A 24,829-nucleotide genomic window follows, 5' to 3' on the forward strand; every position below is an offset into this window, starting at 1 on the left:
CTCCTCAATGGTTAATTATCACTTAAAAGGCTCAGGGTCCCCTTTCCCTTCCCGCAGGATGACAGGGTAATCGCCGGTTAAGTCAACCACCGTGGTGGGTTCATAACCGCAATTCCCGCCATCAATGATCAAATCGACCTGATTGCCCAATAAATCCTGAATCGCTTCCGGCTGACCCAACGGGGCGGTAGCGCCGGGCAAAATCAGGGTGGTGCTCATGATCGGCGTATCCAGGTGTTCAAGCAACGCCAGGGTAATGGTATTGTCCGGTACCCGCAAACCCAGCGTTTTTCGTTTGGGATGCAGCATCAGACGCGGCACCTCATGGGTTGCATTCAGAATAAACGTGTAAGAGCCGGGCGTGAACGCCTTAAGAAGCCTGAAAATGGGGTTGGTCACACGCGCATAGGTGCCGAGCTGCGACAAATCGCGGCAGACCAGCGTCATGTTGTGGTTTTTATCAAGCTGCCTTAATTTGCGTATACGTTCCAGGGCCGCTTTATTCCCCAGCCTGCAACCCAGGGCATAACCGGAATCGGTGGGATAAACCAGAATACCGCCCTCTTCAATCAGGTTCGCGGCCTTTCTCAACAGCCGGGCCTGCGGATTATCAGGATGTATAGCAAAAAACTGACTCATTAATATCCCCTGTCAAATAGTCCATTGTTGCCATATAGGTGTACAGTTTAGCGGGAGTTTACGTTGACGTCCAAGGGAAATGCGCGACACCTGATCGCCATGGTAGTCCGACCCGGAAGAGGCCAGGAGCTCATAGCGAAGTGCCAATCCCGTCATCTCCTGAACCTGGGTGACCGTCATTTCACCGGATACAACTTCGATGCCCACGCCGCCGGCTGCCTTGAATTCACTGACCAGTTCATGCAGGCGGGTGCGGGTTAAATTGTATTTTAACGGATGAGCAAGAACCGCCTGTCCGCCGGCTTCCACAATCCCTGAAACGGCGTCAGGAATAGACAGCCAGGGTGTGGGAATATAGGCTGCCCGCCCACGCCCCAGAAAGCGTTTGAACGCCGCCTGCCTGTCGATGGCCAATCCTTCCTCGACGAGCACCTGGGCAAAATGAGGCCGCCCTACCCGCTCATGCCCGGCCAAATCGCATGCTTTTTGATACGCGTTATGGACACCGGCCAATTCAAGACGCTGGCCAATTTCACGGGCTCGTTTGATTCGGCTTTCGTTTTGTTCTGCGTTGAGTTGTATTAACACCGGGTTGTGCGGATCAATCATTAAACCCACGACATGAATATCGTATTTTTTCCAGCGGGTGCTGAGTTCGATGCCATTAATCACCGTCAGTGACGCGTGTTGATTGGCCTGATGCAATGCCGCTAATCCGGCAACTGTGTCATGGTCTGTCAGCGCTAGAAGACGGACCCCTGCCTCGACGGATTGGCTGATTAATTCTTCCGGGCTGTGCAATCCGTCCGAGTAGTGGCTATGGCAATGCAGATCAATCATCAGGGAATTAGGACTTAACGACACGGATTCATTCACTTTGAGTACTTTTTACCTGGTAGCAGAGTAAATTGTCTATCATATCATAGTTTCGTGCTATTCGCTCATTTAAGCATTCTGACTTGCGGATAAACACGGTTATGAACTATCCTTTACTTAGAGTCACTTACTTCCATTTAACTAACATTGAGCAGTACACTACAGATTAAAAAGGTTTCCCTACCCCCTTTAAACATAAAGCGTCTTGCCAATCTATGCGGTGCCCTGCATGAAAACATCACCCTGCTCGAACGCCATTTCTCTCTGTCTGTTCGTGTTGCCCATGACCAGATTTTCCTCTCGGGACACTCCCTTAAGGATTTGTCGAGAGCGGAACAGGTTATCCAGCAATTGTACCGTGTGTCAGACAATCCCATTGCCAGCGAAATGGTATTACCATTAATTCACGATGAGGAACCGCAAACGGTTATGAATCACCCAGTCAAATTAAGCCGAAAATCCATCCTTGCCAAAAACAGCAAACAGGTTGAATACCTGGAAAGTATCCAGCGCCATGATATTACCTTTGCCATAGGGCCTGCCGGCACCGGCAAAACCTACCTTGCTGTGTCCAAAGCGATTGAAGCCTTTGAAAAAGGCGAGGTACAAAAACTTGTCTTTGTAAGGCCCGCTGTCGAAGCAGGTGAAAAACTGGGCTTTTTACCGGGCGACCTGGTTGAAAAAGTCCTGCCTTACCTGCGTCCGATTTATGATTCGCTTTATGAAATGATAGGTTTTAAGGAGGCGCAGAAATTAATCCAAAGCGATGTGATTGAAATTCTGCCCTTAGCCTTCATGCGCGGCCGTACCCTGAATGAGGCGTTTATCATCCTTGATGAAGCACAAAACACGACCGTGCCGCAGATGAAAATGTTCTTAACACGAATGGGCTTTGGCTCCAAAGCCGTGATCACCGGGGACATGACCCAGACCGATTTGCCAAAAGGCATTCAATCCGGCCTTATCCATGCGGTGAAAATCCTTAAAGACATCGAAAACATCGGCATCCATACCTTCACCAGCCGGGAAGTGGTGCGTCATCCGCTCGTTTCCCGTATTGTCGATTGTTATGAGGCCTCATCGAAGGAAGGCAAATCATGAATTACGTGATAGACCTTCAGGTCGCCTGCGAAGATCCTCTGCCTGTCACCGAAGCCTCTTTAATCGCTTTCGCCGAATTAGCACTGAAGGCGCACCGCGACAAAGCGGAGTTAACCCTGCGCTTGGTCAGTCCTGAGGAAATGATTGATTTGAATTCAACCTACAGGAAACAGCACAAAACCACCAATGTTCTGGCTTTTCCAGCCAATCTGCCCGCAGCGATCGCCATGGATTATCCCCTGCTTGGCGATGTCATTGTATGCCCTGCCGTTTTACTGGCTGAAAGTCAGGAATTGAATAAAGCCCTGGATTTTCACTGGGCTCACATTGTCATTCATGGCGTCTTGCATTTACTGGGCTTTGACCACATGGAAGACGAGGAAACCCGCCTCATGCAGGCTCAGGAAATCCGTCTGCTGGCGGAACTTGGATTCACCAACCCTTATCTTGATGAGGATAATTACCTTGAGTAAAGAGGACGAAAACAGCTCCTGGTTTATACGTTTAAAACAATTTTTACAACTGGAGCCGAGGAATAAAGAGGAGTTAATCAGTCTGCTGCGTGATGCGCAGATCCGTGCGCTGATTGATTCAGAAACGCTGGGCATGATTGAAGGTGTCATTCAGTTTTCCCAGATGCGTGTCAGAGACATCATGCTGCCTAAAAAACAGATGGCCAGCATTTCCCAGAATGACAGCTTGAAACAAGTCATCGAAACAGTCACCAGTTCGGGGCATTCCCGCTTTCCAGTGACAGGGGATCACCCGGATGAAATCATCGGAATTCTGCATGCTAAGGATTTGTTAAGGTATCAGGCGCAAAATAATAGTGAGTTTGATTTAAACGACATTGTTCGCACAGCCACTTTTGTTCCAGAAAGTAAACGTCTGGATTTGTTGCTCAGCGAATTTCGTACAAATCGAAACCACATGGCTCTTGTTGTCGATGAATACGGCGGCGTTAGCGGTTTTGTGACGATTGAAGATATCATTGAGCAGATTATCGGTGATATTGAAGACGAGTTTGATATTGATGAAGAGGCTTACATTAAAGAGCATGGGGATGCGCAATACATTGTTAAGGCCCATACCCCCATTGAAGAATTTAACGAGCAGCTTCATGCCGGTTTCAGCGACGAATCGTACGACACCATTGGCGGCATCGTCATGGCCAGCTTTGGGTATTTACCCAAACGCGGCGAAGTGACGACCATCGACGAATTTGAGTTTAAAGTGATAAATGCTGACGCGCGCCGCATTAAACTGCTGGCCTGTTATGACAAGCGCGCCGCATTTGAACATGAACCATTACCAGGACACCGAGTTAAATGAACAATAACATCTTAATTGTTGATGATGATACCGAACTGACGGATTTGCTTGTTCAGTACCTTGAGCCCGAAGGTTTTCATGTTGTCTGCGTCCATGATGGTGAAAACGCGGTGAAACGCGCAGTCAATCAAACTTTTGATGCCATTATTCTGGATGTCATGCTGCCCAAATTGAACGGCTTTGAAGTACTCAAAGCCATCCGAGAGCACACGCAGACGCCGGTTCTGATGTTAACCGCCCGGGGTGACGACATTGACCGCATTGTCGGACTTGAAATCGGCGCCGATGACTATTTACCGAAACCCTGCAATCCCCGAGAACTGGTCGCCCGCTTGAGGGCCATTTTGCGGCGCACGCAAAAAATGCCCACCCACAGGCCGGTTATCGAACACCATGACATCGTGGTGGACTGCTCCAAGCGCATTGTCACCTACCATGGCGATCCCATGGAACTGACCAATGCCGAATTCAATATTCTGGAAATGCTGATTAAATCGCCGGGTCAGGCCTTCTCCAAAGAGGAGCTGACGGAATATGCCCTGGGCAGAAAATACACCGCTTACGATCGCAGCATCGATGTTCATATCAGCAATTTACGTAATAAGCTTGGCGATAATCCTCAGGGTGAACCGCTGGTCAAAACCGTACGTGGATTCGGGTACATGTTTAATGCGTAGCCTGTATTGGAAAATTTTCCTGACCTTCTGGTTAGCCTCAAGTCTGATCATTCTGACGACAGCCTGGGTCACCAGCGAAATTGCGCAGAAATCCTCCATACCGGCCCGCGAACAGCTCTTTATGGACAGCTACGCCAATGCCGCCGTGGCCACGTTTGAGTCCGGCCAGCATGCCGCACTAACCCAATGGATGCAGCAAACCGGCACGTCAAAAAAGATGACCCTTTTTCTTTTGGTCAGTACGGGCGAAATCATCAGCACGCAAACCCCGCCGGCGGTGGTGAAAACCATTGCCGATGAACTGGTCCATCAGCGTCTGGATGACGGTTTGCTTAAATTTGGCGACATCGTAGTCAGCCATGAAATTTTGTCAACCACGGGCAAAGCATATCGTCTGGTCGCCGTCAGCGAGAAACCGCTGGCTCATTTTGTGCAAATCCCCTGGGCTGGCCTGACTCTGCGCCTCTTGATTGCTATTTTTATCAGCGGCTTAATCTGTTATTTGCTCTCGGTGTATTTAACCAAACCGCTGCGCTCCCTGCGCATGGCTGCCAAATCCATCGCCACCGGCAAACTAAATACCCGGGTTGGCCGCGTTAAGGGGCATCACCGGGATGAAATTGCCGAATTAAGCGGCGAATTTGATCGCATGGCAGAGCAATTGGAAAACATCATGAATTCCAAAGAAAGGCTTCTGCAGGACATCTCCCATGAACTACGATCACCCTTGGCCAGATTGCAGATAGCCATTGAGATTGGCCGAAAAAAATCCAGCCCTGAGGCCGAAAGTGCTTTCTCGCGCATGGAAGAGGAATGCCTGCGCTTAAACACCCTCATTGGCGAGATACTCGAATTTGCAAGGCTCGATAAATCAGTCAACGAAGTACATCCCTCAGCGGTCGACATGCCCGCATTGCTGCGGCAAATTGCTAAAGATGCCAATTTTGAGTCCGGCAATCAGCGCGTGCACGTCATTGCCCGGGTGGAGCATTTTATTTTAATGGTGGATGAACGGTTGGTTCATCGGGCGATTGAAAACATCGTCCGTAATGCCTTACGGTATTCACCAGCAGAGGAAGAAGTGTTTGTTATTTTGTCGTTTAACGACGAGCGTTCATTGCTCTACATCACCATTGAGGATCACGGACCGGGCGTACCCCAGGATCAGCTGGATAAAATTTTTAATCCCTTTTATCGAGTCGACACGTCCCGCGAGAAAAAAACCGGCGGTTACGGACTGGGGTTATCCATTGCCCAGCAGGCGATTGCCCTTCACAACGGCAGCATTATCGCCAACAACCGCACAGAAGGCGGATTACAGGTTATCATTACCATGCCGGCTGGTGGCTTTTCGCCCGGTCAAGTCTGACCACCGGCTCCGTTAGCAATTTTTTATCATCTCAAACATTAAATTAACACTTTCTATACTAATTTTCCTGTGTTAATTTAATTCATTTATATCCATCCGATTAACCGATGAAAACAACCAAAAAGCTCCGCCATGCTAAACGCCTGGATAAAGCCAGTGGTTTTTTTTTCCTCATGGGTTTTGTATTCTCTAAACTGCAGACGATTCCTATCGTCTTTGTCTCCTCCCTTTTTAATCTTTTGTCGCTGATGTGTTACCTCACGGCGTATACTCTCTGGCTTGCCGCCTGCGAACGCTACCCTGATCACCCCCCACGCACGCAATCATGGTATGGCCTTGTCCAGTTTAAAAATCAGCATAAAGTGGCGGCGGTCCTCGGTACCCTGGCCATTCTGATTTGTGTGGCAGCCATTGCCTTTCCCCCGGCCCTGATCGCCTCAGCCTGGCTCTTTCTCGTCAGCAATGTGTTATGGTGCATCGCGGAATACCATAAAATGCGCCATCCGCCAGTCTATGATAAAGAATACTCCTCCAAACGACAGGCAGTGTACATGCGCTATGCGCTGTTAATGACCTCCGCAAGCCTTGTCACCGCGGTGGCTACAACGCTGGTTTTTTGTTTCCCTCCCGCGGCCTTGGCTACATTAATTACTGCCACCATCCTCTGCCTTCTGATTAACCTGGTCGCCCTTCAGGATTGGGTTGTCTTTACCTGGGTTAAACATCCCCCCGACGCATGGGAGCAAAGCCATACGCATATGAACAATGAATTAGGCTGCGAACTCGGGCATGAACCGGCATTGGACGAAGAGGCGGAAGACGTCTCTGTCTTGTCCCAGTCGTCTGAGGCGCCAAGTTCGAGTGAAGGTACGCCATTACAGCCCCTATGGCGTTCAGGTGCGGTCGTTGAACCTGACATGCTGGGCGATGCGCCATTCGTCTGCTTACAATCCACTTAACATTCTTAACAATGGGGGCTTGGATTACTGGAAGACTTTCAGTTAAAATGGGTTTTTGTTTATCTTGTCGTGGAAAATAGAATCAACACAGGATGTGAATAAGGATGTTAAATGGGTAAAATCGGTGAAATTTTTGCCAGTAAAATCGACGAGGTCAGCAATAAGGCGCTTAAATCCTTTCTTCTTGAACACTTCAATCCCAAAGCCGAAACCCAGGCCGCATTGTTCTGTAAGGTCTATGCGTCGTCACCTCAGCGAGCACTTCAGGGGCGCGCTACCCTTCTGGATAAGGAATTAAGCTACCAAAATGCCCTGAGCATGGTCTTTGCCTATGCACCGGAAGAGGTCTGTGACCGGGCAGCCGATGTGCTTCTCGGCATGGAACCCAAAGACATGGTGGAATTATTGTCCGCCTTCCGCACCCATCCGGCCAATGACTCCCTGAATGAACGGGTCATGCACACGCTCATGCATTATGCCCCGCCGGCCACACGAAAAAAACTTTTGGCGGCCATCAAGTCCCTGCCCATGGATACCGTCGTCATTCTCTTGTTTGGCAAAGACTATTTTAACCGTTATTTCAGCGTTTTTACGGCGCTTTTAAATGCTGACGATCAGGAAAGCCTGAGTGATTTATTATCCATCCTGCACGGTTACTCCCAGGAGGAAGACAAGAAGGGTAAATTGTATGACTTGCTGCAAACCGACCCTTTCCCATCCCGTGCTTACACTGCTCTTATTGATTTATTTAAACTGCCGCTGACAGACGAACAGGCACTGCGTGTATTATCCATCCTTGCTGTCTATGACAAAGACAGGTTAATGACATTAACCGCAGGCATCAGCGGTCAATTCAATCTGCTGCACCGCGTGTTTGAAAGCCAATCCGAAATTGTCGTCGCGAAACTTCTGACCATTCTTGAAAAACTGCCGGATGAGGAGTTGAAGTCATTATTGACTGCCAGGGCTTCCTTTAAGCAAAATGAAACGCCGTTATCCATCGCCTTTTCGCGCAAAAATTGCCCGGCCATTGCCTGTCAGCTCATTGATTTTGTCAGTAAACGGCAAGCATTAAAGCCGTTGTTGAAGTCCACCTCCCTCCAACAACCCTTTTCGCCGGTGCATCATGCCGTACTTCAACACAACACGGCCGCTGTCGCCCATTACCTGAAACAGGATAGCGAATGGGAGCACAAGACCAGCATCGGCTCCAGGACGCTGCTCGACCTGGCCAATGAAAAACAGCACCATGAGCTGGTTTACCTGTTACAGATTCATCAGGCCCGACGGAAAGACAACCGGGAAACGCTGACTCATTTTGTAACCCATGCCGATGCCCATGCAGCCAGAGCCTGGGCTTATGAACTGGATGGAATAAACCCTGTCCCGCCAACCTGCACCGCCCTGCAGGCGGCATTCGAACAGGTTAAACCCACCTCGGTGAGTGATGCCCTCATACACTACTGTCTTGAAAAAAACGATACCTTTCTGTACTTCCTCCTGTTGACGAGCAGGCTTCTTTTCTCTCAAAACGGAGATCCTCTGGAAGCGGGGGTCAGACGGTTCATTGAAAAAGCGCTGCGTGAACTGGATACGCAAACCAGTCACGCCCTTGCCAATGGCCTGCAACTGCAATTAATCACTCTGTTTTTTACCCTGCCGTCTGGCGTTCAAACGCGGTGCATGGAACGGCTTCAACTGGATGAGCAACAAAAAAAGCAATGGGCCGCCGTTTTATTTCGCGGCCTGATTCAACCGGCTGTTTATTCCACCCTGACGCTTAAAGAACATGCATTTTTCCTGGATGCGCTTGAAAAGTTAAGCGGCGAAAAAACCCTGCCTATCGATTTAGCTAACCATTATTTACTGCACGCCCCTTTAGAGCATTTGCCTCCTCAATGGGTATTGGCCTTAAGTGATCTGGTTTCAATCTCCCAGCTAAACGAGACTATAAAAAAGAAACGCAATCCGCTGGTTCTCCTGCTCACACTGCAAAAACACCTGACCATGGGCAGCACGGATGAGGCCGCAATGGCTGATCTTTATAAGCAATTGGGGCAGGAATTGGCCTTAATCCGGCAGGATAAATCGCCAATGACACCCAAAGAGAAGGTGTTATTGCTTAATTTAGCCCAGCATCCCAAGCTGACACAATGGATTCAGGAGCAGGCAGGGGACAGCTTTATCCCCTTGGTTAAACAAACGTTTAAACAGCTCACAGCAAACACAGCCATTCTGCCGCAAAGCCTTCTCAGGGACATGCTTCTCAAACAGGCAAAAACCCCGCAGGCGGCGTTAAATCCCGAAAATCAGCCGATTTACTCCGTTCTTTTCTCCATGGCCACGCCCAAGGAGACATCGGCCCTGCTGACCCATCTGCAGCCGACACTGGAACAGGCCGCTGCCCGCCGTGATGAGGCATTCGTTAAGACCAATCATGCAGGACTGCACGAGTCCCTGCGGCGGGTGCGAAGCCTTCGCTATCGCCTCGACCTTGTGCCTTTCACAGAGCAGCTGGAGGTATTGCGTCAATCGCTGCCGCTTGAGCCGGCGCTTAGCGAATTTAAGCATCAGTTAGATGAGCTATGCAGCCTCCTGTCCCGTAAACGGCTGGAAGGAGCACCCTCTTCGGTTTTCGACTCTGAACTTAAGTCTTCGCTCAAAACAAGCAGCGACCTTTTTTCAGCCCTGGGTTTAAGAGGCGCTGAATTATTGAAAAATTCACCCTGGCCGATAACCGATTTTACTGAAATCATCGAACACATCCGCACGCTGGCGAAGCACATTGATGACGAGGAAACAAAGCTTACGGCCAGCCTGCCTGCTCAACCACTGCAGGAGCAGGAGCATTTTCTCTCACAGTTTCGACAGGCGGTCATCCAGGGTTTACTGACTAATGACCACATTGCAGAACAGCTTCCCTCGTTGTTTTACTGGTATTTTATGAGCTCTGACGCCGGCAGACACGATGCCATGCATGAGCAGATTCAGGCGCTGCGTGAACAGATTCCCGCGAAGGCCTGGGTACCCATCCAACAGCAGTTGAATCAGTTCCTTTTATTACGTCGTGCGGCATCCCCGGTTATCCTGGCATTAAACACCCTGCTGAACGACAGCCTGTTTTTTGACCTGGATGCGTTGCTTCATTGCCTTGACAAAATTCCCGCGGCCACACTGGAACAGTTTAAGGCCTATTGCGCCTTATGCCATCAGCGCGACCTGCTGTTGATTGTGGATTATGTGATTGAAAGCAAACTCCTCCAATTACCGCTGAAGTTAGAAGACGCACCACCAGTAACCCCTCTTTCCACTGCCATAGATTTCTGGCTTAAAGAGTCCCTGAACTCGCTTGAAAAACAGGCCGCCAGAGCCCTGTCTTGCAGTGCATTGATCAGCGGGTTCGATTTAAAAGCGCATCCGGTTTCTGAACTGAAGCGTTTAAATCAGGTCATTGCCGATCAGGACGTGCCCCTGGATGCCAAAACCCTGGCTATTTTTATCAGTGCGGCCACTGATTCGCTGGAGAAATCACCGCCTCACACCATAACTGATTTTATTCCGACCTTGAATACGTTGCTCAGCGCCCATCGCATCCTGATCGTGACGGAGATGATTAATCAGCTGCCCCCTTCTGTCATCACCTCGCTAACTACGCATTGCCTAGCAGGATTAAACAGCAACGACAGGGCAATGAAGCAGGCCAGCCGTGACATAATGACCCTGCTCTGCCAGTGTGCGTCCCAGTCGGAAGAGAATCTTGCTATCATTAAAGCGAACCTGGGGGCTCAGGACTTGAGTTTATTGGGTGATGAGCAGCTCATCACCATGGCGGGGCATGTGTTAAAGCAGGAACACCGCACGCTTGCTGAATCCACACTGAACGGGGTTTGGATCCAGCGTCTTCTCACCTCACCGCAATTCGTTGCAGTCAGCACGCCTGAGGCTATCCGCGCCTTGCTGGAACGCTACCGCTTTTTATCGCTGACGCTGAAACAGGCCGAATTTGAGCAACTGAATGCCCATATCAAAAGCCAGATGGTCTTCTTCAAACACCATGCCGTCAAGCTTGCCGAGGTGGATGAACAAATGGCTGCCAATGCCAGTCTTCGCGCCCGTTTATTGGAAAAACGTCAACGCCTGCTGCAATTTCGCGCCGACGACAGCATTCGTGCCCTGCTGATGCAATTGGAGGATGCCTGTTTTGCACTGCGTAAAGACGACCCGACGATGGCCAATGCGGCGCTTAACGTGCTGTATTCGCATTACAATGCCAGTTTAAGCAGCCTGCGATCCGACTGGTTATTTAAAGTCGCTGACTTTGTCTTTGAACAAAGCACAGCCAGTAAGGGTGACCTCGCGTTGGCGCAGAATACGTTCCTTGGTTGGCTGCAAAAATATTTACCCCATAAAAATTTTGAGCAAAGCGAATTGGCCCGCAAACAATCCGTTCTGCTCTACGATGTCACCGGCAAAGAAATTGGCTTTATTAATGAAGCCAATCAAGCCATGACCTTTGTTGACGATATTCCCAAACCGTTAATTGAATTGCGGGGCTACAGTGCGGGCATATCGTTTTACGACAACAACCGCTATACCCTTGGCGTTCTTCTGCCTTCCGGCGAAGTCAAACGGACGAACCTGTTTCAGAAAGAAACCAGCGCCCTGTTGTTAGCCAAAGTGCCTGTGGAACAATTATCCACCACACCCGCAACCATGGAACTGTTGCTGGCTGATGCCATCAATGAAGAATCACTTGCACGTCTTTATCAGGAGAGCGACACAGAAAAACTGGCCTGGATAAAACAACAGGTGGCCGCCTATGCGAAGAAAACCAATAAACCGCTGCCACGTGCTTTTTTTGAGTTATTGGTCCTGGAACATGGCCCCGAGGCATCGTTTAACCTGCTTGCAGCCATGCCTTTAAGCCAAAACAGCCATTCGCTGTTTCAAACCATTCTTGAACAGGAGGGAACGCGTGAGCAATTATTCAGCAACGAGCGAACGCCTGTGTTTCAAGCCTACCTGGATAAACACGATCCTGTCGTCATTCTGGCTGACTTCCTCGAAAAACATCATTCCAAACCCTATTTTGCTCAGGGGTTACAGGCTTTCGCGGACTATGCGGTTTCGCACAATCAACGCACTCTTCTTCTTCGCGCCTTAACCTGTCTTCAGGAAAAAAGACAGAAAAACGCTGTACTGGATAAGCAGTGGGATACCCTGATGACTGCTTTGATAGCAAAAGAAAACATCGCCAGACTTGTTTGGCGGGCTTTTCTCGATGCGGACATCAACTCCCCCTTAGACACCCTTGACAGCACACTGTCGGGGTTGACGGCTTTCTTCCAGAGAGCGCATTGCACACCGGTTATTGCCGCGGTTAACCGCCTAAAAATCAATGAGTTGTCCACCAGCTACCAATACCGCCTGCTGTTGCTGATTCTTCACCGCCAACGTCAGGATTTCTTTCAGCGGGTTGAATTGCGCTACAGTCCAGATCATTGGACGAGCGACGAACTGAGTGGCTACAGCCTGTTTGTCAAACGGCATTTCGGTCTCGCCGGTGCGCTGGATCACAATAAAAAAATCGGCAAAAAATTAGTAAGCGAGTTGGTCTTTCGCACCGCCAATTGCGGTAACACGTCGTTGTTTTATCATCAGAATCAATTTGATAGCCAACTGGCAGGCCTCCACTTTGAACGAAGCACCTTAAACGCCATCGCCGCACGCCATTTTATACCCCCGGCCTTTAAAGAAAAACTGCAGGAGGTCGTCGATACCTTAGCCGGCTGGTTTAATGGCGAAGCGCCGCAAACGAAAAAAACCATTCAGGAATTAAAGGCCAACAAAGCCATCATTGATTGGAAAGAAATCAATAAACAAAGCTGGGCCATGACCGATTCCTTAAAAATGCCTTTAATCAGCGCCTACCTTGCGAATTACTCCGGTGACGTGTTGCCTTTAAAAAACCTGCTTAATGATTATTGCAAGACGGCAAAAGCCGATTTGCTGCCGCTTTCAGAGGTGATGGTCAAACTGCCAAACCGCAATGTCAGCCCATGCATTTTTCAAGCACTTGAACAGTGCTTTACGGCCAAGCCCTCACGAATGGATTACACCCTGTTCAGTCAAATGGCCGTCTATCATGCGCAAAACCACCTCAAGCGTAAATCGTACACCCCGCAGCAATGCCAACTGGCTTTGATCGAGCATTTCGGGCAACAGAAAAAATACGATCTCGTCAGGCATGCCTGCGAGCTGTATAAAACAAACAGCCCGGAGAAAAAAACCAATCCAAAAATAGAAAAAATTCATTTGGAGGCCGTGGTAGAGGGCGAATTAAACGCCCATGTAGGCAGCTGGTATTTTAAATTCTGGCAACTGATTAAACGGTGGTGGCACTATGGCATTACCGGCAGTAAAACACCCTCAGCCGCGGTGGTTTTTTGTGACAGGGAAAGCCGCTATGATTCGCCGGTTGTCATGCCAAAGACGGTCACAACGCCCGAATTAAACGGAGGGCATATCGAAGCGCAATTGACCATGCACCAGAAATTAAAAAATTTAAGGCAACGCTATGACGTGTTTGTCGCACAACAACCCTCAAATAAGACGGACGCGTTACCCCCGGTGATGGATCTCAGCAAACTGTTTTTCCACCCCATTGAACCCATTAAAGTCGAGCAGGTTCAGCCGGCGTTACGTGAAGTCGTGGTTTACTGAGTCAAGGACTCACCAAAGCCAGCAGGCGCACCCAGGCTTCGGTAGCGCCCTGGATTTTTGTAGGGAGGATTAAGGCAAAACTGCCTTTGGCAGGAAGCCTGTCCGCATTCGCCACGTTTTCAACGAGGTAGCGCTCTGACCCCAGTACGATTTGGTGAACCGGGTAGCCGCCATCCGGCCTGTCCGGTGACAGGGTGTCGATGCCAAGGCCGGCAATGTCGCGCGTTATCAATAATTCCGCCGTCTCCTTAGCCACACAGGGAAAAATCAGATTGTTACGGTACTTTATCGGATCATCCCAGAATCGGGACCAGCCAGTATAAAAAACCACAAAACTGCGGGGCGGCAGCGGCCCGTGCTGTTGTTCAAAGTCGGTGAGATCGTCAGGACTGATGCGATAGCTGGCATGGGCTTTGGACGACACATCAATCATCACGCAAGGCACAAGCAAATCGCTTAAAGGCAGTTTATCCACGGTAAGGCCATGGGGAATGCAATGGGCCGGCGCATCCAGGTGAGTCCCTAAGCCAGCCTCAAGGGTAAATTGTTGTACACAAAAAGGCGGTTCTGTAGTACATTGCCCGTAATCGAGCAAAACCTCCTGCTCAAATCCAACAGTCCCTTCCCAGGTTGGGATGGCTGGCGCGATGGTGTGGGTTAAATCGATCACGTGGTAAGGAAAAACCATTTCTTAGTCCTTGCCTCAGGTCAGGTATGCTTTGCTTTAGGTATCAAACAATTCTAAATGGAAATGACTGCGGTGGCCATGCAAAATAAAACATTGCAATCCTATTTTTTCCCCTCGTTGCTGCTTTTATCGATCGTTGGCGGCGGCGCCGCGGGTTATTGGTTTCCGCAGCAGGTCAAATTGCTTAAGCCCCTGGGCGATGTTTTTTTAAATTTAATTTTTACAGTGATTGTTCCCCTTATTTTTTTCAGTGTGTCCTCAGCGATTGCCAAAGCAGGCTCTTTAAACAAACTGGGTAAAATCATGGGCAGTATGGCTGTGGTTTTTGTCTTAACCGGATTCATTGCTGCACTGTATGCCCTGCTTGTCGTCAAACTCTTTCCGCCGGCTCAAGGGGTTTATTTGCCCTTACCGCCAACCCCTGGCAGTGAAGCAGTCCATTTTTCAGAGCAGCTTGTCGGTATGTTTTCGGTACCGGATTTCAGCCAGCTTCTGTCCCATCATCACATGCTGGCTCTGATTGTTTTTTCAATACTGGTTGGACTGGCACTGACGCATCATCCAAACCCGGCTTTTTTTAGCTTTTTAAAAGCCGGCGAAACGGTTTTTATGCGGGTATTTACTTTGATTATGAGGGTTGCCCCCGTCGGCTTTTTTGCCTATTTTGCCGTATTGGTGAGTGAATTGGGGCCGCAATTGCTGAGCAATTATTTTCGCATTGCTGTGCTCTATTATGCCTGTGCCCTGGTTTACTTCGCCGTAGGGTTAAGCGGCTATGCTTTTTTTGCAGGAAAAAAGGCAGGTTTGGTTTTGTTCTGGAAAAACACACTGTTGCCCGCCACCACGGCTCTGGCGACCTGCTCCAGCGCGGCCAGTATCCCTGCCAATCTGTACGCCGCCAGGGCCATGCGTGTGCCCTCGGAAATCACCGAAACGGTTATTCCGTTAGGCACCCTCATTCACAAAGACGGTTCCGTCATCGGCGGCCTGTTCAAAATTGCCTTTCTGTTTGGTCTGTTTCATCTCGATTTTAACGGCCTTGCTGTACTGACGCTGGCTGTTGGCGTTTCCGTGCTGGTCGGCACGGTGATGGGCGCCATACCCAGCGGCGGCATGCTGGGTGAATTGCTGATTTTAAACGTTTACGGGTTCCCGCCTTCGGTGCTGATTGCGGTGGCAGCCATCAGCATTATCATTGATCCCATTGCCACCCTGCTTAATGTCACCGCCAACACCGCGAGCAGCCTGATGATTACGCGGCTGGTGGAAGGGAAAGGCTGGCTATCATCGCTGCCATGGCCCTCCCAGTCCGCGGTTGACGAGGACCCGTCGGTCGAACTGCCCGTCATTCCGGTAAGTGAATGACGCCTTCAAGATAAAGCTGGCACACACCGCTTAAAAAGACGCGGTTTCCCCTGACCTCGCAACTCAGCTCACCGCGGCGGCGCCCGCCCTGTTGTGCGGTGATGTTGTTTTTGCCGAATTGTTCACACCAATAAGGGGCAATCACGCAATGAGCCGACCCGGTGACCGGATCCTCCGGCACATCACAACCCGGATAAAAACATCGCGAATACACATCAGTCCGCGTTGACGGTGCCGTTAAAATCAGACCGCGGTAATCCAGTTGAGCCACAGCCTCAAGGTTGGGCTTTGCAGAAACCACGTCCGCTTCGTCATCGTAAACAAACATTAAATCAAAACGGCTTTTTAATACCTTCACCGGTTTTGGTAAAGCGGTTATCCCGTAGTCCGGCTGCCAGGGTATTTCCTCATAGGGCAAGGCAGGAAAATCCATCACCAGGCCTTGCGGCTGCCGCATAACGAGAAGCTCGCCGCTTAAACAGGTAAATTGAATGGTTTGCCGAGTATAATTCAGCTTCTCAAAGAGAACATAAGCGCTGGCTAAGGTCGCATGGCCGCACAGTTCAATCTCTTCATTCGGCGTAAACCAGCGCAAATGAAAACCATCCCCTTTCGGGACAAAAAAAGCGGTTTCCGACAGGTTATTTTCACTGGCAATGGCCTGCATCAGGTCATCGGGCAACCATTCCTGCAACGGGCAGACGGCAGCGGGATTGCCGCGAAAGAGGGATGAGGCAAAGGCATCGACTTGATAGAGGGTTACTTTTTTCATTGATTACTCCTGAATAACTGGGTATAGTTTAACATAGTCTATTATTATATAGCAAGCTATGCAAATAAAAGGAAATCATGTACCTGTCAACCCTGTTAAAAAAAACCAATCGGCTGCTGCTGAAACGCGCCAATGAATTATTAAAACCGCATGAGATCAATCATGCGTACACGTTTATTTTGATGGAGCTTTTAAATCAGGACGGGCTGACTCAAACCGAACTGGTGCAGCGCATTGACGTCGAGCAGCCCACCGCGGTACGAACCCTGGATCGCATGGAGCGCGACGGCTTCATTCTTCGCCAACCGAGCCCCACGGATCGGCGTGCGGTATTAATCTACCTCAGCGAAAAAGGCAAACAGACAGAATCCATGCTCGCTGACAATGCCAATCGCCTCAACGAACATGCGCTACAGGGTTTCAGTGAGGCAGAAAAAAATCAGCTTCAGGGTTTGATTCAACGTGTGCTGGATAATTTGAAAACGGAGTTGTGCTGACAGTTGAGAAGTACACGGGACCCTGATAGTCAAAAGGGTTAGGGTTATTTTTCTCATTGAAACAATCGCTTGTTCTCACTAAAATGAACCACCTCCTGTTTCAAGGATGAAACGTGCGCATTTTAAATATCGTTACTCAACGCCAAGATCATGACATTGTTGTCCTGTTTGAAACGCTTTCTTTCTTTGAAAACCAGCAGGATGAAATCTGGTATAACCACAAAAAGAACGCAGGGCATGTCCTGCACAGGTTTCTGGATTTATTCAATAGAAGTTATCCCATGGATGCGGTGGCTTTTCAGAAGGAGCTTCAGATTACAGAGTTAATTGCTGAGGAGCCTGACTCCTTCATTGAGTTGAATTACCAGAATAAACCCTTCCTCTCAAGAATTACATCCGTACACTATCGCTTGCCGCATCATCGTCTCATGGCGTTGGATTTCCTTGCAGCCATTGATGCCTACCTTGAAAGCAGGGAATTTGATCACACCGTGCTCAGCGATTCGGTTCTTTACGAAAAGGTATCGGAAGGCCAGTTAATCCAACCGCTGGAAAACCTCCTTGCACGTTCATTGCCGCGTCAGCAGGTGACACAACGATTAACAGCGACCATCCTCTCATGGCAGTGTTCTGTTCCCCTTTACCGCTCGACGCTTGATGCCCTGGCCAAAGTCGATCATTTTGCCAGGCAACAGGGCAAGTCGTTTAGTGAATGCCTGGAAATGAAAAACCGGTATCTCATCCTCTATACCTCTGCCAATAAGCTTCTTGCCTCACCACTTGATCATTACAGCCAAATCAGGATGCTGATTGAAATGACTCAATCGCTCTTGACCTACCGAAAGGTTGAATTAATCCACCTTGTCGACAATTTAGGCCTGGAGGCAAAAAAACGATTTTTCCGACCTGCGATTGGTCAACTGGCTCATGACAATGGGCATTACACCTGGAATTATACCGAATGGTGGCTGTTTAGCGACGCAGAATTCACCCTTCGACAGGATGGTTGCCTTGCTATGGATATGCCAGGCAATCCGGCCTATCGGGACATTTATGCCAAGGGCAAACCAAATCACGAGATCATCAAGCAGGAATTGTTATTTTTGAAACAATACCTGCCCCTTGAATTTCACCCTAAAACCGATTTCCACAAAACCATTATTCTTTCCCCAACGTGTTCCGCTCTCTTATTGCAGCAAGGGATTCATCTTAATAAAAATTACATTCAAAAATTACTGAAGATGAAAAACGCCATGACTTTTTTTGGCAAACAAAAAGAAAACCCCGCTGCCTTGACAAACGATCACCTCGCCTATGAAAACCTGCTTCGATTACCGCTTGAAATAACAGCCCTCATCATGGGCTACACATTCCCGGAATTGGCGCAGTCACTGCATAAAAACGACCTCATCGAATTAATGCACTACACGAACGCCCAAGCTGATTTCAGGCTGGCTCGTCAGACAAAAGCGCAAGAAGAGCCCTCTTTAGGCTTATGTCAGATCGTGTAATCCTTAGCGAATCTGTGATTTAAATATGCCCTGATTGGTACCAATATAAACGGTACCATTTTTTAACGCCGAGATGCTGTTGACCGAATCGGTTTTTAACCCCTTGCGGGCTGAAAACCAGTGTATGCCGCCATCCACCGTATAATAAACCGCTCCGCTTCGCGCAGCATCCGTCCTTGCCCCAACATACACCCGTTTGTCATCATCAACGTAAAGTCCTGACAGGGAATACGTGGTGGCGTTAAAGGAGATGGGTAAACCGCCATTGACCGCCATCCAGTAGCGACCACCATCGGTGGTTTTTAACAGGCCTTCCGAGGTGGCTACATAGACGGTATTGGCATCATGGGCTGCGAGATTGGTTATCTGCAGATGACGGGATCCGACGTAAAGCGTCGACCAATGCGCCCCGCCGTCGGTTGTTTTAATGAGTGTCCCATTAGTAGCCCACCCGGGGCTTATGCCCGCATAAACCGTATTGGCATCGACTGCATCCAGGCTTAACACCCGGTTAGGCCAGGTTTTGTAGACGCTTTGCCAATGGGCGCCGCCATCAACTGTTTTAAAAATACCGCCGCGCGAAGCCAATTTGCCCGAGGTACTGACATACAACGTGTTCTCGTCCACAACCGAAAGCGCAAGGATATCCTTACCCGGTAAGCCTTTATTGATGCTCAACCAGGTATTGCCGCCGTCTTCTGTTTTAAACACACCGGCCCCCCAGGTGGCGGCATAGACTTTGTTTTCGCTCAAGGGAACCACGGCGTTCACCAGTGCATTCTCAGGAAAACCCTGACTTGCAGCTACCCAGCTTTTTCCGCCGTCAAGCGATTTGTACACCGGCCCATTGTCATCGTTCAGGGCATCAAAGCCGCCCGCATAAATCACTGGGGTGTCAGGGACAGCCTGTACGGTTTCCATCACCCCTTTACTCAGCGGCTGCCAAGGGGATACCTCTTTTTTCCGGGTGTTGAGAGAATCTGATTCCGGTGTGGGCAGCATGTTGGTCGTCATCTGGCGATTGGCCCAATAGTGCATCATCCGTAGACTTAAGTTAATCAGGATAAGGAAGACAACAACGGTCAGTAAGGCAAATCTTCTTTTTTGGACTGTGGGCATGAGGTAAGAGTAATCAACAAAATGACCTATAGTAACCTGATCGGATACTGACAACAATAAGCAGGCAAGCTGCCATGCTGCTGATTACCAATAAACAATGGTGTTTCCTGATTAATGCCTTTATTTATAACCCTTTTAATTGCAAAAAAACTTTCGCGTGGTTTTAACGTCTTGTAAGCCCAGTCGATAATGAGTATAGTCAGCAGCGATTTGTAACCAAGAGAATATTGGAAGAAAAATGACGCAGACGAATTTGAGCCCGGCCCATCTGGCAGCAGCAGAAATTAAGACACGTGTTCCTGACTTCAGCCCAGCCATTGGTATTGTTTTAGGCTCCGGCTTAGGCAGTTTTGCTGAACAATTGGAAAATGCCGTATCCATTGACTATGCCGAGCTACCCGGCTTTCCCAAAACCTCTGTGCACGGTCACGGCAGCAAGCTGGTTCTGGGTTATTTGCATGGCGTTGGCGTAGTGTGTTTGCAAGGCCGTGCCCACACGTACGAAGGCGTCGATTACAACGTGGTGAAAACGTATGTCCGTACGTTAAAATTACTGGGTTGTGAATATTTTTTCGCCACGAACGCCTCCGGTTCATTACGGGAAGACGTCGGCCCCGGGGAATTAATGCTTATTACCGATCACATCAACCTGCAACCCGGAAATCCATTGGTTGGACCGAATGACGACGAATTTGGCCCACGCTTTTTCCCCCTGGATAATGCTTACGACAAAGCCACACGTCATACGCTGCTGCAGATTGCCCTAAAGGAACAGATTAATCTTCATCAGGGTGTCTATTTATCCATATTGGGTCCGAATTATGAAACCGCAGCAGAAATCCGTGCTTTCCGCATCTGGGGTGCGGATGCCGTGGGCATGTCGACCGTACCTGAAGTGCTGGTGGCCAACCATTGCGGCATGAAGGTGGCGGTTATTGCAACCATTACCAATTATGCCACCGGCTTAGCCAGTTGCAGCCACAGCCATGAAGCGGTAGTCATGATGGCGTCCCAAGCGGCAGAAAAATTAAACCGCTTGGTTAAAACATTCATTGCAGGACTTGCATGACCATCGAACGCGAGTACAGCCGGACACTTCAAGATCTGGAGAGTGACCAAAACAAGCGCATTGTAAGCGCTGAAGAAATAATCACGCTGCTTGATTTGACGCTGCTCGATACCGAAGCGAACGAACAGGCTCTGTCGAAATTCGTACAAAAAACAACCCGATACCCTGTCGCTGCTGCTTGTGTTTACCCCCGGCATCTGCTTCACCTGCCTCAAAACCTCTCGCTTAAGCGAGCCACGGTTGTGAATTTTCCGGAGGGTCTTCAGCCGCTGACGGCGGTTGAAGAGGATGCCCGTCTGGCCATTGACGAAGGGAAAGCGGATGAACTGGATTATGTTTTCCCTTACACCGATTATTTAAAGGGAAAAACAGCCCATGCCCTTAACCATTGCCAGACGCTCTACGAACTTTGCCGGAGCAGGCAGGTTGTCTTTAAGGTTATCCTTGAAACAGGCGCCTTCCCTTCAGTCACCACCCTTTACCGGGCTTGCCGCGAGATCATCGAGCAAGGTTGCGACTTTTTAAAAACCTCAACGGGTAAGATAGCGATCGGGGCTACACCGCTTGCGGTTTTTACCCTAATGAAAGCCATCCATGACAGCAACTCGGTCTGCGGGATTAAGGTATCCGGTGGAGTAAAACAAAAATCACCCGCCTTGGCCTACATTCATCTGGCGGAATATTGCCTGGACAAACCTGTTCATAAAAGCTGGTTTAGGATTGGCGCCAGCAGTTTATTGGATGAGCTCACGCAGTCCCCTTAGTCGCGTGGTCTTGCCTGCTTCGTCCCAGGCATCCCCCATACGGGTTTTCGAATAGTTGCCGGCCTTCGCGGGCAAGACAGCGGATGAGTCCACAGACAGGGTCATCCTATGCCTCCCTTCTTGTTCTTCGCCGCGTGCAGGCGGGCATCCATGAAAGGGGCACCGGCCTCCATAACAGCCATTTGATGAAGGCTGCGCATGCCTATTCTGGATTACTTAAGCAGGGCATCAAGGATTAACCCTACCCAAAGAATCAGACCATACCCACTGTTTACCGAAAATGCCTTAAGGCAGGCGGCTTCCTTTCTCTCGGAGATAAGCCATTGCTGATACAGTAGCAATCCTCCGCCTGCTAACCAGCAAAGGAAAAAAGGCAGGGACAGGGAGGAAATACAGGCTAACAGCAGCCATAAACCATGCAGAATGGCCTGCAGGACAGCAATGATAAATGTATCCCATTGTGCAAAATAAATGGCCGTGGACTTGACGCCTATGCGTAAATCGTCCTGTCGGTCGACCATGGCATATTCAGTGTCATAAGCCACAATCCAGGCAAAATTAATCACAAATAGCAGCGTCATGGATAAATCCACCGGGCGATGCAAGGCGGCAAATGCCATGGGGATACCCATGGAAAACGCCAACCCCAAAACCAGTTGTGGACAGGCGATAATCCGCTTGCAAAACGGGTAAACGATGGTTAGTAACAAAGCAACAAGGGCATAATAAAAACAGGCATAGGGCAATTGCAACAGAATGAATAACGCCAGACCCAGCAACACGAACAGAGTGCCTGTTGCCTGTCGAAGCGTCAATTGACCGCTGGTTAAGGGCCTTTCCCGTGTGCGCTGAACGTGGCAGTCAATGTGCCGATCGGCAATATCATTCATGACGCAACCGGCAGCGCGCATGATAACCGTGCCTAAGAAAAAATAAAGGAGCAACGCGACAGGCGGCGTCCCCTGAGAACCTATCCATAACGCCCAGGCTGTTGGAGCCCAAAGTAACAGCGTGCCAGCAGGTTTATGAAAACGCATCAAACGCAGATAAGACCAAACATCCATCAGATTACTCGCAAAAGTCCAGGCAATAAAATTTCGATTAGGTGAAACGGGTATTTTTCAGAAAGACTAAACTCTGACAGGCGAATCCAAAGCAAGGATTCATTCTGAGTCAACCCCCGATCGGGCCAATAATATTCCATGCAGCTTGAATTCACCGCATAATACTCAGTACGGACACGCACCACCTCATCCGTGTAAAAAACAAGCGCGCCTAAGGACTCCTGCCGCAATCGCGCAAAAAAAGACTGATTGTTTAACCAGGTCATCTCAGGGATGACGGTGCGCCCATACCAGCAAGGCGTCTCTGCGACAGAGACAATCACCTCGCGCTGAACAACCGTGGCCAAGGTCAAGCCCAAGACAGACCTCTCCCACCAGCCGGTCGGGACCCAGTCCTGCTTTAACACATGAAGGGCAACCTGACCCGCGGTCTGACGCAATTTGGCAGATAACTCCTCTGCGTGCGTCAACCAGGGAAGCAAAGCGTCAGGCGGCTTAAATGAACGGGTCAGTGCTGGTGAAATTTCAAATGGCATAAGCAATCAGCGGCTAACAAAACGCATGCAGTATAACATTGAGATCAGGGAGAATACAGAATGAGAATCGATGCGGATTAAGGACAGTTCATTTTACCAACGCTTAATCGGCCGCTGGACGTTATGGCTAATGAACGGGCATTGTTACCGCTGCAACCTGCAGCGGAGATGGTCATGTTCAACGCACCGCTGGTCACGAAGCCCGAACTGTCATAACTGACTATTCCCAGATTGGCGTTGACGGTTGTCCCCGCTGGCAGCGCTTCCTGGATTTTAACCACATCGGCGGCTGAATCAATCGTATTATTGTTATTGGCGTCAAGAAAAACAATCCAGCCCTGTGCCCATTGCGCACCGTTACCGCAGGCATTGAAAGCCGCATTGGCGGCTGGACAAACCGAAACGCGAATACCCCGTTTAATGGCTTCCATGCGGGCATAGCTGAAACTGGCGGATAATTTATTGGTCATTCCCACCGCCTTGTTGTTTTGAATTAACGAGTAATAGGCCGGAACGCCCACAGCCATAAAAATTCCAGCCACAGCCAAGGTGACCATAAATTCTGTCAGGGTAAACCCCGCTCGGCACGTCCCTTTCAAAATAATCACCATTTTCCGAAAATTCTGTATAAATTATAGGCTATTTTGCTGTTAAATGTAATTAACGACGCGGAGTCGGCCCAGCCGATTGATAACAATCCGGCCCAGTTCAACCCCTTGATAAGCAATGGAAAAATAACCATTGGCTGCGGCGTGGCCGAGGGCGTGGCTAAAAATCAACGCGTCTTGCGAGTGAAACCCGGACCAGGTAATGGTTAATGGACCGCCTAGCTCATGCCATTCATACACCACCTCCTGCTGATGGCTGAAACGATGCTCGCCAGGGTCTTTAAAAAGCACCATGCCCTTTGCCCAATTGCCCTGCTCCACAGGGTGTAAAATCAGGACAGAATGCTTAACCAGGGCTTGGTTGCGGGCATAGTGTATGGCTTGTGTCAATCGATGCTGCGCCACGAACAGTTGCGTTTTGAGCTGGTTATTGGCATTCATTCCCAGATAAAAACTCAACAACAGAGTGAACAAAGCCAGGCTGACTAATAACTCAACAAGACTGAAGGCCCGTTGCCTGCTGTTCGTCGCCGCTGGACAATCGTTGTTTAACCAAAAGTAAATCGCTAAATGCGTGTTTTTTATCTTTTGGATTGCGTAAAAGATAAGCTGGATGATAGGTAACTAAAAAAGGAATCGCTTGATAAGAGTGTAATTTAGCCCTCATCTGATTCAAAGGCGTAGTTTTACCCATGAGAAATTGCCCGGCAAAACGCCCCAGGGCGAGAAGCAATGCAGGCGATACCAATTCAATTTGTTTTACCAGGTAGTCGCGGCACTGCTCAATTTCGTCTGCCATTGGATCACGATTATCCGGCGGACGGCATTTTAAGACATTGGCAATGTACACCTGTTGTTCGTCCAGTCCGATGCTCTTTAACATGCGATCAAGCAACAGGCCGGCCTTGCCGACAAAGGGCTTGCCTTGTTTATCCTCATAAAATCCCGGAGCCTCACCAATAATCATGAGCTTCGCGCCGGGATTACCTCGCGAAAAAACCGTATTGGTACGTGTATCGGCAAGCGAGCACCGTCTGCAGGAAGCCACGGTCGTCATCAATTGCTTTAATTGCTTGTCGCACCCGGTGTGGCCCTCACGTAAGATCCAGGGTTCGATCCCCATCTCTTGAAGATAATAATGATTTAAATGATTCGACATG

General features: G+C 49.4%; 23 protein-coding genes. 13 read left to right on the top strand and 10 right to left on the bottom strand.

The features are described from left to right. Nucleotides 1–18: 18 nt before the first annotated feature. Both DYE45_RS08165 and DYE45_RS08170 read right to left on the bottom strand, forming a co-directional pair. A complete protein-coding gene (locus tag DYE45_RS08165; protein ID WP_108293782.1) occupies nucleotides 19–639 on the bottom strand; it encodes an L-threonylcarbamoyladenylate synthase in 621 nt (206 codons plus the stop codon). Between the two features lie 12 nt (nucleotides 640–651). Then, on the bottom strand, nucleotides 652–1,479 hold the full coding sequence (locus tag DYE45_RS08170; RefSeq protein WP_108293784.1) for a PHP domain-containing protein: 828 nt from the start codon (nucleotides 1,477–1,479) through the stop codon (nucleotides 652–654). A gap of 183 nt (nucleotides 1,480–1,662) precedes the next feature. On the opposite strand from DYE45_RS08170, the gene DYE45_RS08175 reads away from it, so the two are divergent. The 7 genes from DYE45_RS08175 to DYE45_RS08205 all read left to right on the top strand — a co-directional run bounded on the left by DYE45_RS08175 (nucleotide 1,663) and on the right by DYE45_RS08205 (nucleotide 13,676). After that, nucleotides 1,663–2,616 carry a PhoH family protein gene (locus DYE45_RS08175; protein ID WP_165481707.1) on the top strand — a complete coding sequence of 318 codons (954 nt, stop codon included), beginning with the start codon at nucleotides 1,663–1,665 and terminating at the stop codon, nucleotides 2,614–2,616. Then, nucleotides 2,613–3,089 (top strand): rRNA maturation RNase YbeY, encoded by a 477-nt coding sequence (ybeY, locus tag DYE45_RS08180; RefSeq protein WP_108293786.1) that lies wholly within the window; start codon nucleotides 2,613–2,615, stop codon nucleotides 3,087–3,089. The genes DYE45_RS08175 and ybeY overlap by 4 nt, the downstream gene beginning before the upstream one ends. Continuing rightward, nucleotides 3,067–3,948, top strand: coding sequence for a CorC family transporter (locus DYE45_RS08185; RefSeq protein WP_108293788.1), 882 nt, complete (start codon nucleotides 3,067–3,069; stop codon nucleotides 3,946–3,948). Before ybeY ends, DYE45_RS08185 begins: the two co-directional genes overlap by 23 nt. Then, nucleotides 3,945–4,625, top strand: coding sequence for a two-component system response regulator CpxR (gene cpxR / locus DYE45_RS08190; RefSeq protein WP_108293790.1), 681 nt, complete (start codon nucleotides 3,945–3,947; stop codon nucleotides 4,623–4,625). Before DYE45_RS08185 ends, cpxR begins: the two co-directional genes overlap by 4 nt. Then, the gene (gene cpxA / locus DYE45_RS08195) at nucleotides 4,618–5,994 is read left to right on the top strand and encodes a two-component system sensor histidine kinase CpxA (protein WP_108293792.1); all 1,377 of its coding nucleotides are present in this window, start codon (nucleotides 4,618–4,620) and stop codon (nucleotides 5,992–5,994) included. The genes cpxR and cpxA overlap by 8 nt, the downstream gene beginning before the upstream one ends. Before the next feature lie 107 nt (nucleotides 5,995–6,101). After that, nucleotides 6,102–6,953, top strand: coding sequence for a hypothetical protein (locus tag DYE45_RS08200; protein ID WP_115300741.1), 852 nt, complete (start codon nucleotides 6,102–6,104; stop codon nucleotides 6,951–6,953). 111 nt (nucleotides 6,954–7,064) lie between these two features. After that, nucleotides 7,065–13,676, top strand: coding sequence for a hypothetical protein (locus DYE45_RS08205; protein ID WP_115300742.1), 6,612 nt, complete (start codon nucleotides 7,065–7,067; stop codon nucleotides 13,674–13,676). Between the two features lies 1 nt (nucleotide 13,677). Here DYE45_RS08205 and DYE45_RS08210 read toward each other — a convergent pair whose 3' ends face one another. Further along, on the bottom strand, nucleotides 13,678–14,364 hold the full coding sequence (locus tag DYE45_RS08210; RefSeq protein ID WP_108293798.1) for a cyclase family protein: 687 nt from the start codon (nucleotides 14,362–14,364) through the stop codon (nucleotides 13,678–13,680). A gap of 57 nt (nucleotides 14,365–14,421) precedes the next feature. On the opposite strand from DYE45_RS08210, the gene DYE45_RS08215 reads away from it, so the two are divergent. Continuing rightward, complete coding sequence (locus DYE45_RS08215; protein ID WP_242602718.1) at nucleotides 14,422–15,729, top strand: dicarboxylate/amino acid:cation symporter; 1,308 nt, start codon at nucleotides 14,422–14,424, stop codon at nucleotides 15,727–15,729. On the opposite strand, the gene DYE45_RS08220 is transcribed toward DYE45_RS08215, so the two are convergent. Then, nucleotides 15,710–16,501 (bottom strand): PhzF family phenazine biosynthesis protein, encoded by a 792-nt coding sequence (locus DYE45_RS08220; RefSeq protein ID WP_115300743.1) that lies wholly within the window; start codon nucleotides 16,499–16,501, stop codon nucleotides 15,710–15,712. The two genes, DYE45_RS08215 and DYE45_RS08220, sit on opposite strands and share 20 nt — an antisense overlap. A 77-nt stretch (nucleotides 16,502–16,578) precedes the next feature. Here DYE45_RS08220 and DYE45_RS08225 point away from each other — a divergent pair, with 77 nt between their 5' ends. Both DYE45_RS08225 and DYE45_RS08230 read left to right on the top strand, forming a co-directional pair. Continuing rightward, nucleotides 16,579–16,998: a MarR family winged helix-turn-helix transcriptional regulator gene (locus DYE45_RS08225; protein ID WP_108293802.1), complete on the top strand. Its 420-nt coding sequence runs from the start codon at nucleotides 16,579–16,581 to the stop codon at nucleotides 16,996–16,998. A gap of 113 nt (nucleotides 16,999–17,111) precedes the next feature. After that, nucleotides 17,112–18,509, top strand: a complete 1,398-nt coding sequence (locus DYE45_RS08230) for a hypothetical protein (protein WP_115300744.1) — start codon at nucleotides 17,112–17,114, stop codon at nucleotides 18,507–18,509. Nucleotides 18,510–18,512: 3 nt separating this feature from the next. On the opposite strand, the gene DYE45_RS08235 is transcribed toward DYE45_RS08230, so the two are convergent. Further along, nucleotides 18,513–19,628 carry a WD40/YVTN/BNR-like repeat-containing protein gene (locus tag DYE45_RS08235; RefSeq protein ID WP_115300745.1) on the bottom strand — a complete coding sequence of 372 codons (1,116 nt, stop codon included), beginning with the start codon at nucleotides 19,626–19,628 and terminating at the stop codon, nucleotides 18,513–18,515. Nucleotides 19,629–19,866: 238 nt separating this feature from the next. Between DYE45_RS08235 and DYE45_RS08240 the strand changes: the two genes are divergently transcribed. The 3 genes from DYE45_RS08240 to DYE45_RS14705 all read left to right on the top strand — a co-directional run bounded on the left by DYE45_RS08240 (nucleotide 19,867) and on the right by DYE45_RS14705 (nucleotide 21,700). After that, nucleotides 19,867–20,697, top strand: a complete 831-nt coding sequence (locus DYE45_RS08240) for a purine-nucleoside phosphorylase (RefSeq protein ID WP_108293808.1) — start codon at nucleotides 19,867–19,869, stop codon at nucleotides 20,695–20,697. Continuing rightward, on the top strand, nucleotides 20,694–21,461 hold the full coding sequence (locus DYE45_RS08245) for a deoxyribose-phosphate aldolase (protein ID WP_115300746.1): 768 nt from the start codon (nucleotides 20,694–20,696) through the stop codon (nucleotides 21,459–21,461). Before DYE45_RS08240 ends, DYE45_RS08245 begins: the two co-directional genes overlap by 4 nt. An 83-nt stretch (nucleotides 21,462–21,544) precedes the next feature. Further along, nucleotides 21,545–21,700, top strand: a complete 156-nt coding sequence (locus DYE45_RS14705) for a hypothetical protein (RefSeq protein ID WP_160160703.1) — start codon at nucleotides 21,545–21,547, stop codon at nucleotides 21,698–21,700. Here the strand turns inward: DYE45_RS14705 and ubiA are convergent. The 5 genes from ubiA to DYE45_RS08270 all read right to left on the bottom strand — a co-directional run bounded on the left by ubiA (nucleotide 21,674) and on the right by DYE45_RS08270 (nucleotide 24,828). Next, nucleotides 21,674–22,525 carry a 4-hydroxybenzoate octaprenyltransferase gene (gene ubiA / locus DYE45_RS08250; RefSeq protein WP_115300747.1) on the bottom strand — a complete coding sequence of 284 codons (852 nt, stop codon included), beginning with the start codon at nucleotides 22,523–22,525 and terminating at the stop codon, nucleotides 21,674–21,676. The genes DYE45_RS14705 and ubiA overlap by 27 nt on opposite strands. Then, nucleotides 22,525–23,061, bottom strand: coding sequence for a chorismate--pyruvate lyase family protein (locus tag DYE45_RS08255; protein WP_115300748.1), 537 nt, complete (start codon nucleotides 23,059–23,061; stop codon nucleotides 22,525–22,527). Before DYE45_RS08255 ends, ubiA begins: the two co-directional genes overlap by 1 nt. A gap of 77 nt (nucleotides 23,062–23,138) precedes the next feature. Next, complete coding sequence (locus DYE45_RS08260; protein ID WP_108293818.1) at nucleotides 23,139–23,672, bottom strand: GspH/FimT family pseudopilin; 534 nt, start codon at nucleotides 23,670–23,672, stop codon at nucleotides 23,139–23,141. Between the two features lie 39 nt (nucleotides 23,673–23,711). Next, nucleotides 23,712–24,110: a GspH/FimT family protein gene (locus tag DYE45_RS08265; protein ID WP_133138206.1), complete on the bottom strand. Its 399-nt coding sequence runs from the start codon at nucleotides 24,108–24,110 to the stop codon at nucleotides 23,712–23,714. Between the two features lie 52 nt (nucleotides 24,111–24,162). After that, complete coding sequence (locus tag DYE45_RS08270; RefSeq protein ID WP_108293822.1) at nucleotides 24,163–24,828, bottom strand: uracil-DNA glycosylase; 666 nt, start codon at nucleotides 24,826–24,828, stop codon at nucleotides 24,163–24,165. Nucleotide 24,829: the final 1 nt, after the last annotated feature.

Source organism: Legionella taurinensis, assembly GCF_900452865.1.
In the GTDB taxonomy this organism is placed as follows: domain Bacteria; phylum Pseudomonadota; class Gammaproteobacteria; order Legionellales; family Legionellaceae; genus Legionella_C; species Legionella_C taurinensis.

Bases quoted from the DNA above. Each gene is read 5' to 3' on its own strand.
- DYE45_RS08165 (WP_108293782.1), bottom strand. From the start codon at position 639: ATGAGTCAGTTTTTTGCTATACATCCTGATAATCCGCAGGCCCGGCTG.
- DYE45_RS08170 (WP_108293784.1), bottom strand. From the start codon at position 1,479: ATGATTGATCTGCATTGCCATAGCCACTACTCGGACGGATTGCACAGC.
- ybeY (WP_108293786.1), top strand. From the start codon at position 2,613: ATGAATTACGTGATAGACCTTCAGGTCGCCTGCGAAGATCCTCTGCCT.
- DYE45_RS08185 (WP_108293788.1), top strand. From the start codon at position 3,067: ATGAGGATAATTACCTTGAGTAAAGAGGACGAAAACAGCTCCTGGTTT.
- cpxR (WP_108293790.1), top strand. From the start codon at position 3,945: ATGAACAATAACATCTTAATTGTTGATGATGATACCGAACTGACGGAT.
- cpxA (WP_108293792.1), top strand. From the start codon at position 4,618: ATGCGTAGCCTGTATTGGAAAATTTTCCTGACCTTCTGGTTAGCCTCA.
- DYE45_RS08200 (WP_115300741.1), top strand. From the start codon at position 6,102: ATGAAAACAACCAAAAAGCTCCGCCATGCTAAACGCCTGGATAAAGCC.
- DYE45_RS08205 (WP_115300742.1), top strand. From the start codon at position 7,065: ATGGGTAAAATCGGTGAAATTTTTGCCAGTAAAATCGACGAGGTCAGC.
- DYE45_RS08210 (WP_108293798.1), bottom strand. From the start codon at position 14,364: ATGGTTTTTCCTTACCACGTGATCGATTTAACCCACACCATCGCGCCA.
- DYE45_RS08215 (WP_242602718.1), top strand. From the start codon at position 14,422: ATGGAAATGACTGCGGTGGCCATGCAAAATAAAACATTGCAATCCTAT.
- DYE45_RS08220 (WP_115300743.1), bottom strand. From the start codon at position 16,501: ATGAAAAAAGTAACCCTCTATCAAGTCGATGCCTTTGCCTCATCCCTC.
- DYE45_RS08225 (WP_108293802.1), top strand. From the start codon at position 16,579: ATGTACCTGTCAACCCTGTTAAAAAAAACCAATCGGCTGCTGCTGAAA.
- DYE45_RS08235 (WP_115300745.1), bottom strand. From the start codon at position 19,628: ATGCCCACAGTCCAAAAAAGAAGATTTGCCTTACTGACCGTTGTTGTC.
- DYE45_RS08240 (WP_108293808.1), top strand. From the start codon at position 19,867: ATGACGCAGACGAATTTGAGCCCGGCCCATCTGGCAGCAGCAGAAATT.
- DYE45_RS08245 (WP_115300746.1), top strand. From the start codon at position 20,694: ATGACCATCGAACGCGAGTACAGCCGGACACTTCAAGATCTGGAGAGT.
- DYE45_RS14705 (WP_160160703.1), top strand. From the start codon at position 21,545: ATGAGTCCACAGACAGGGTCATCCTATGCCTCCCTTCTTGTTCTTCGC.
- ubiA (WP_115300747.1), bottom strand. From the start codon at position 22,525: ATGGATGTTTGGTCTTATCTGCGTTTGATGCGTTTTCATAAACCTGCT.
- DYE45_RS08255 (WP_115300748.1), bottom strand. From the start codon at position 23,061: ATGCCATTTGAAATTTCACCAGCACTGACCCGTTCATTTAAGCCGCCT.
- DYE45_RS08260 (WP_108293818.1), bottom strand. From the start codon at position 23,672: ATGGTGATTATTTTGAAAGGGACGTGCCGAGCGGGGTTTACCCTGACA.
- DYE45_RS08265 (WP_133138206.1), bottom strand. From the start codon at position 24,110: ATGAATGCCAATAACCAGCTCAAAACGCAACTGTTCGTGGCGCAGCAT.
- DYE45_RS08270 (WP_108293822.1), bottom strand. From the start codon at position 24,828: ATGTCGAATCATTTAAATCATTATTATCTTCAAGAGATGGGGATCGAA.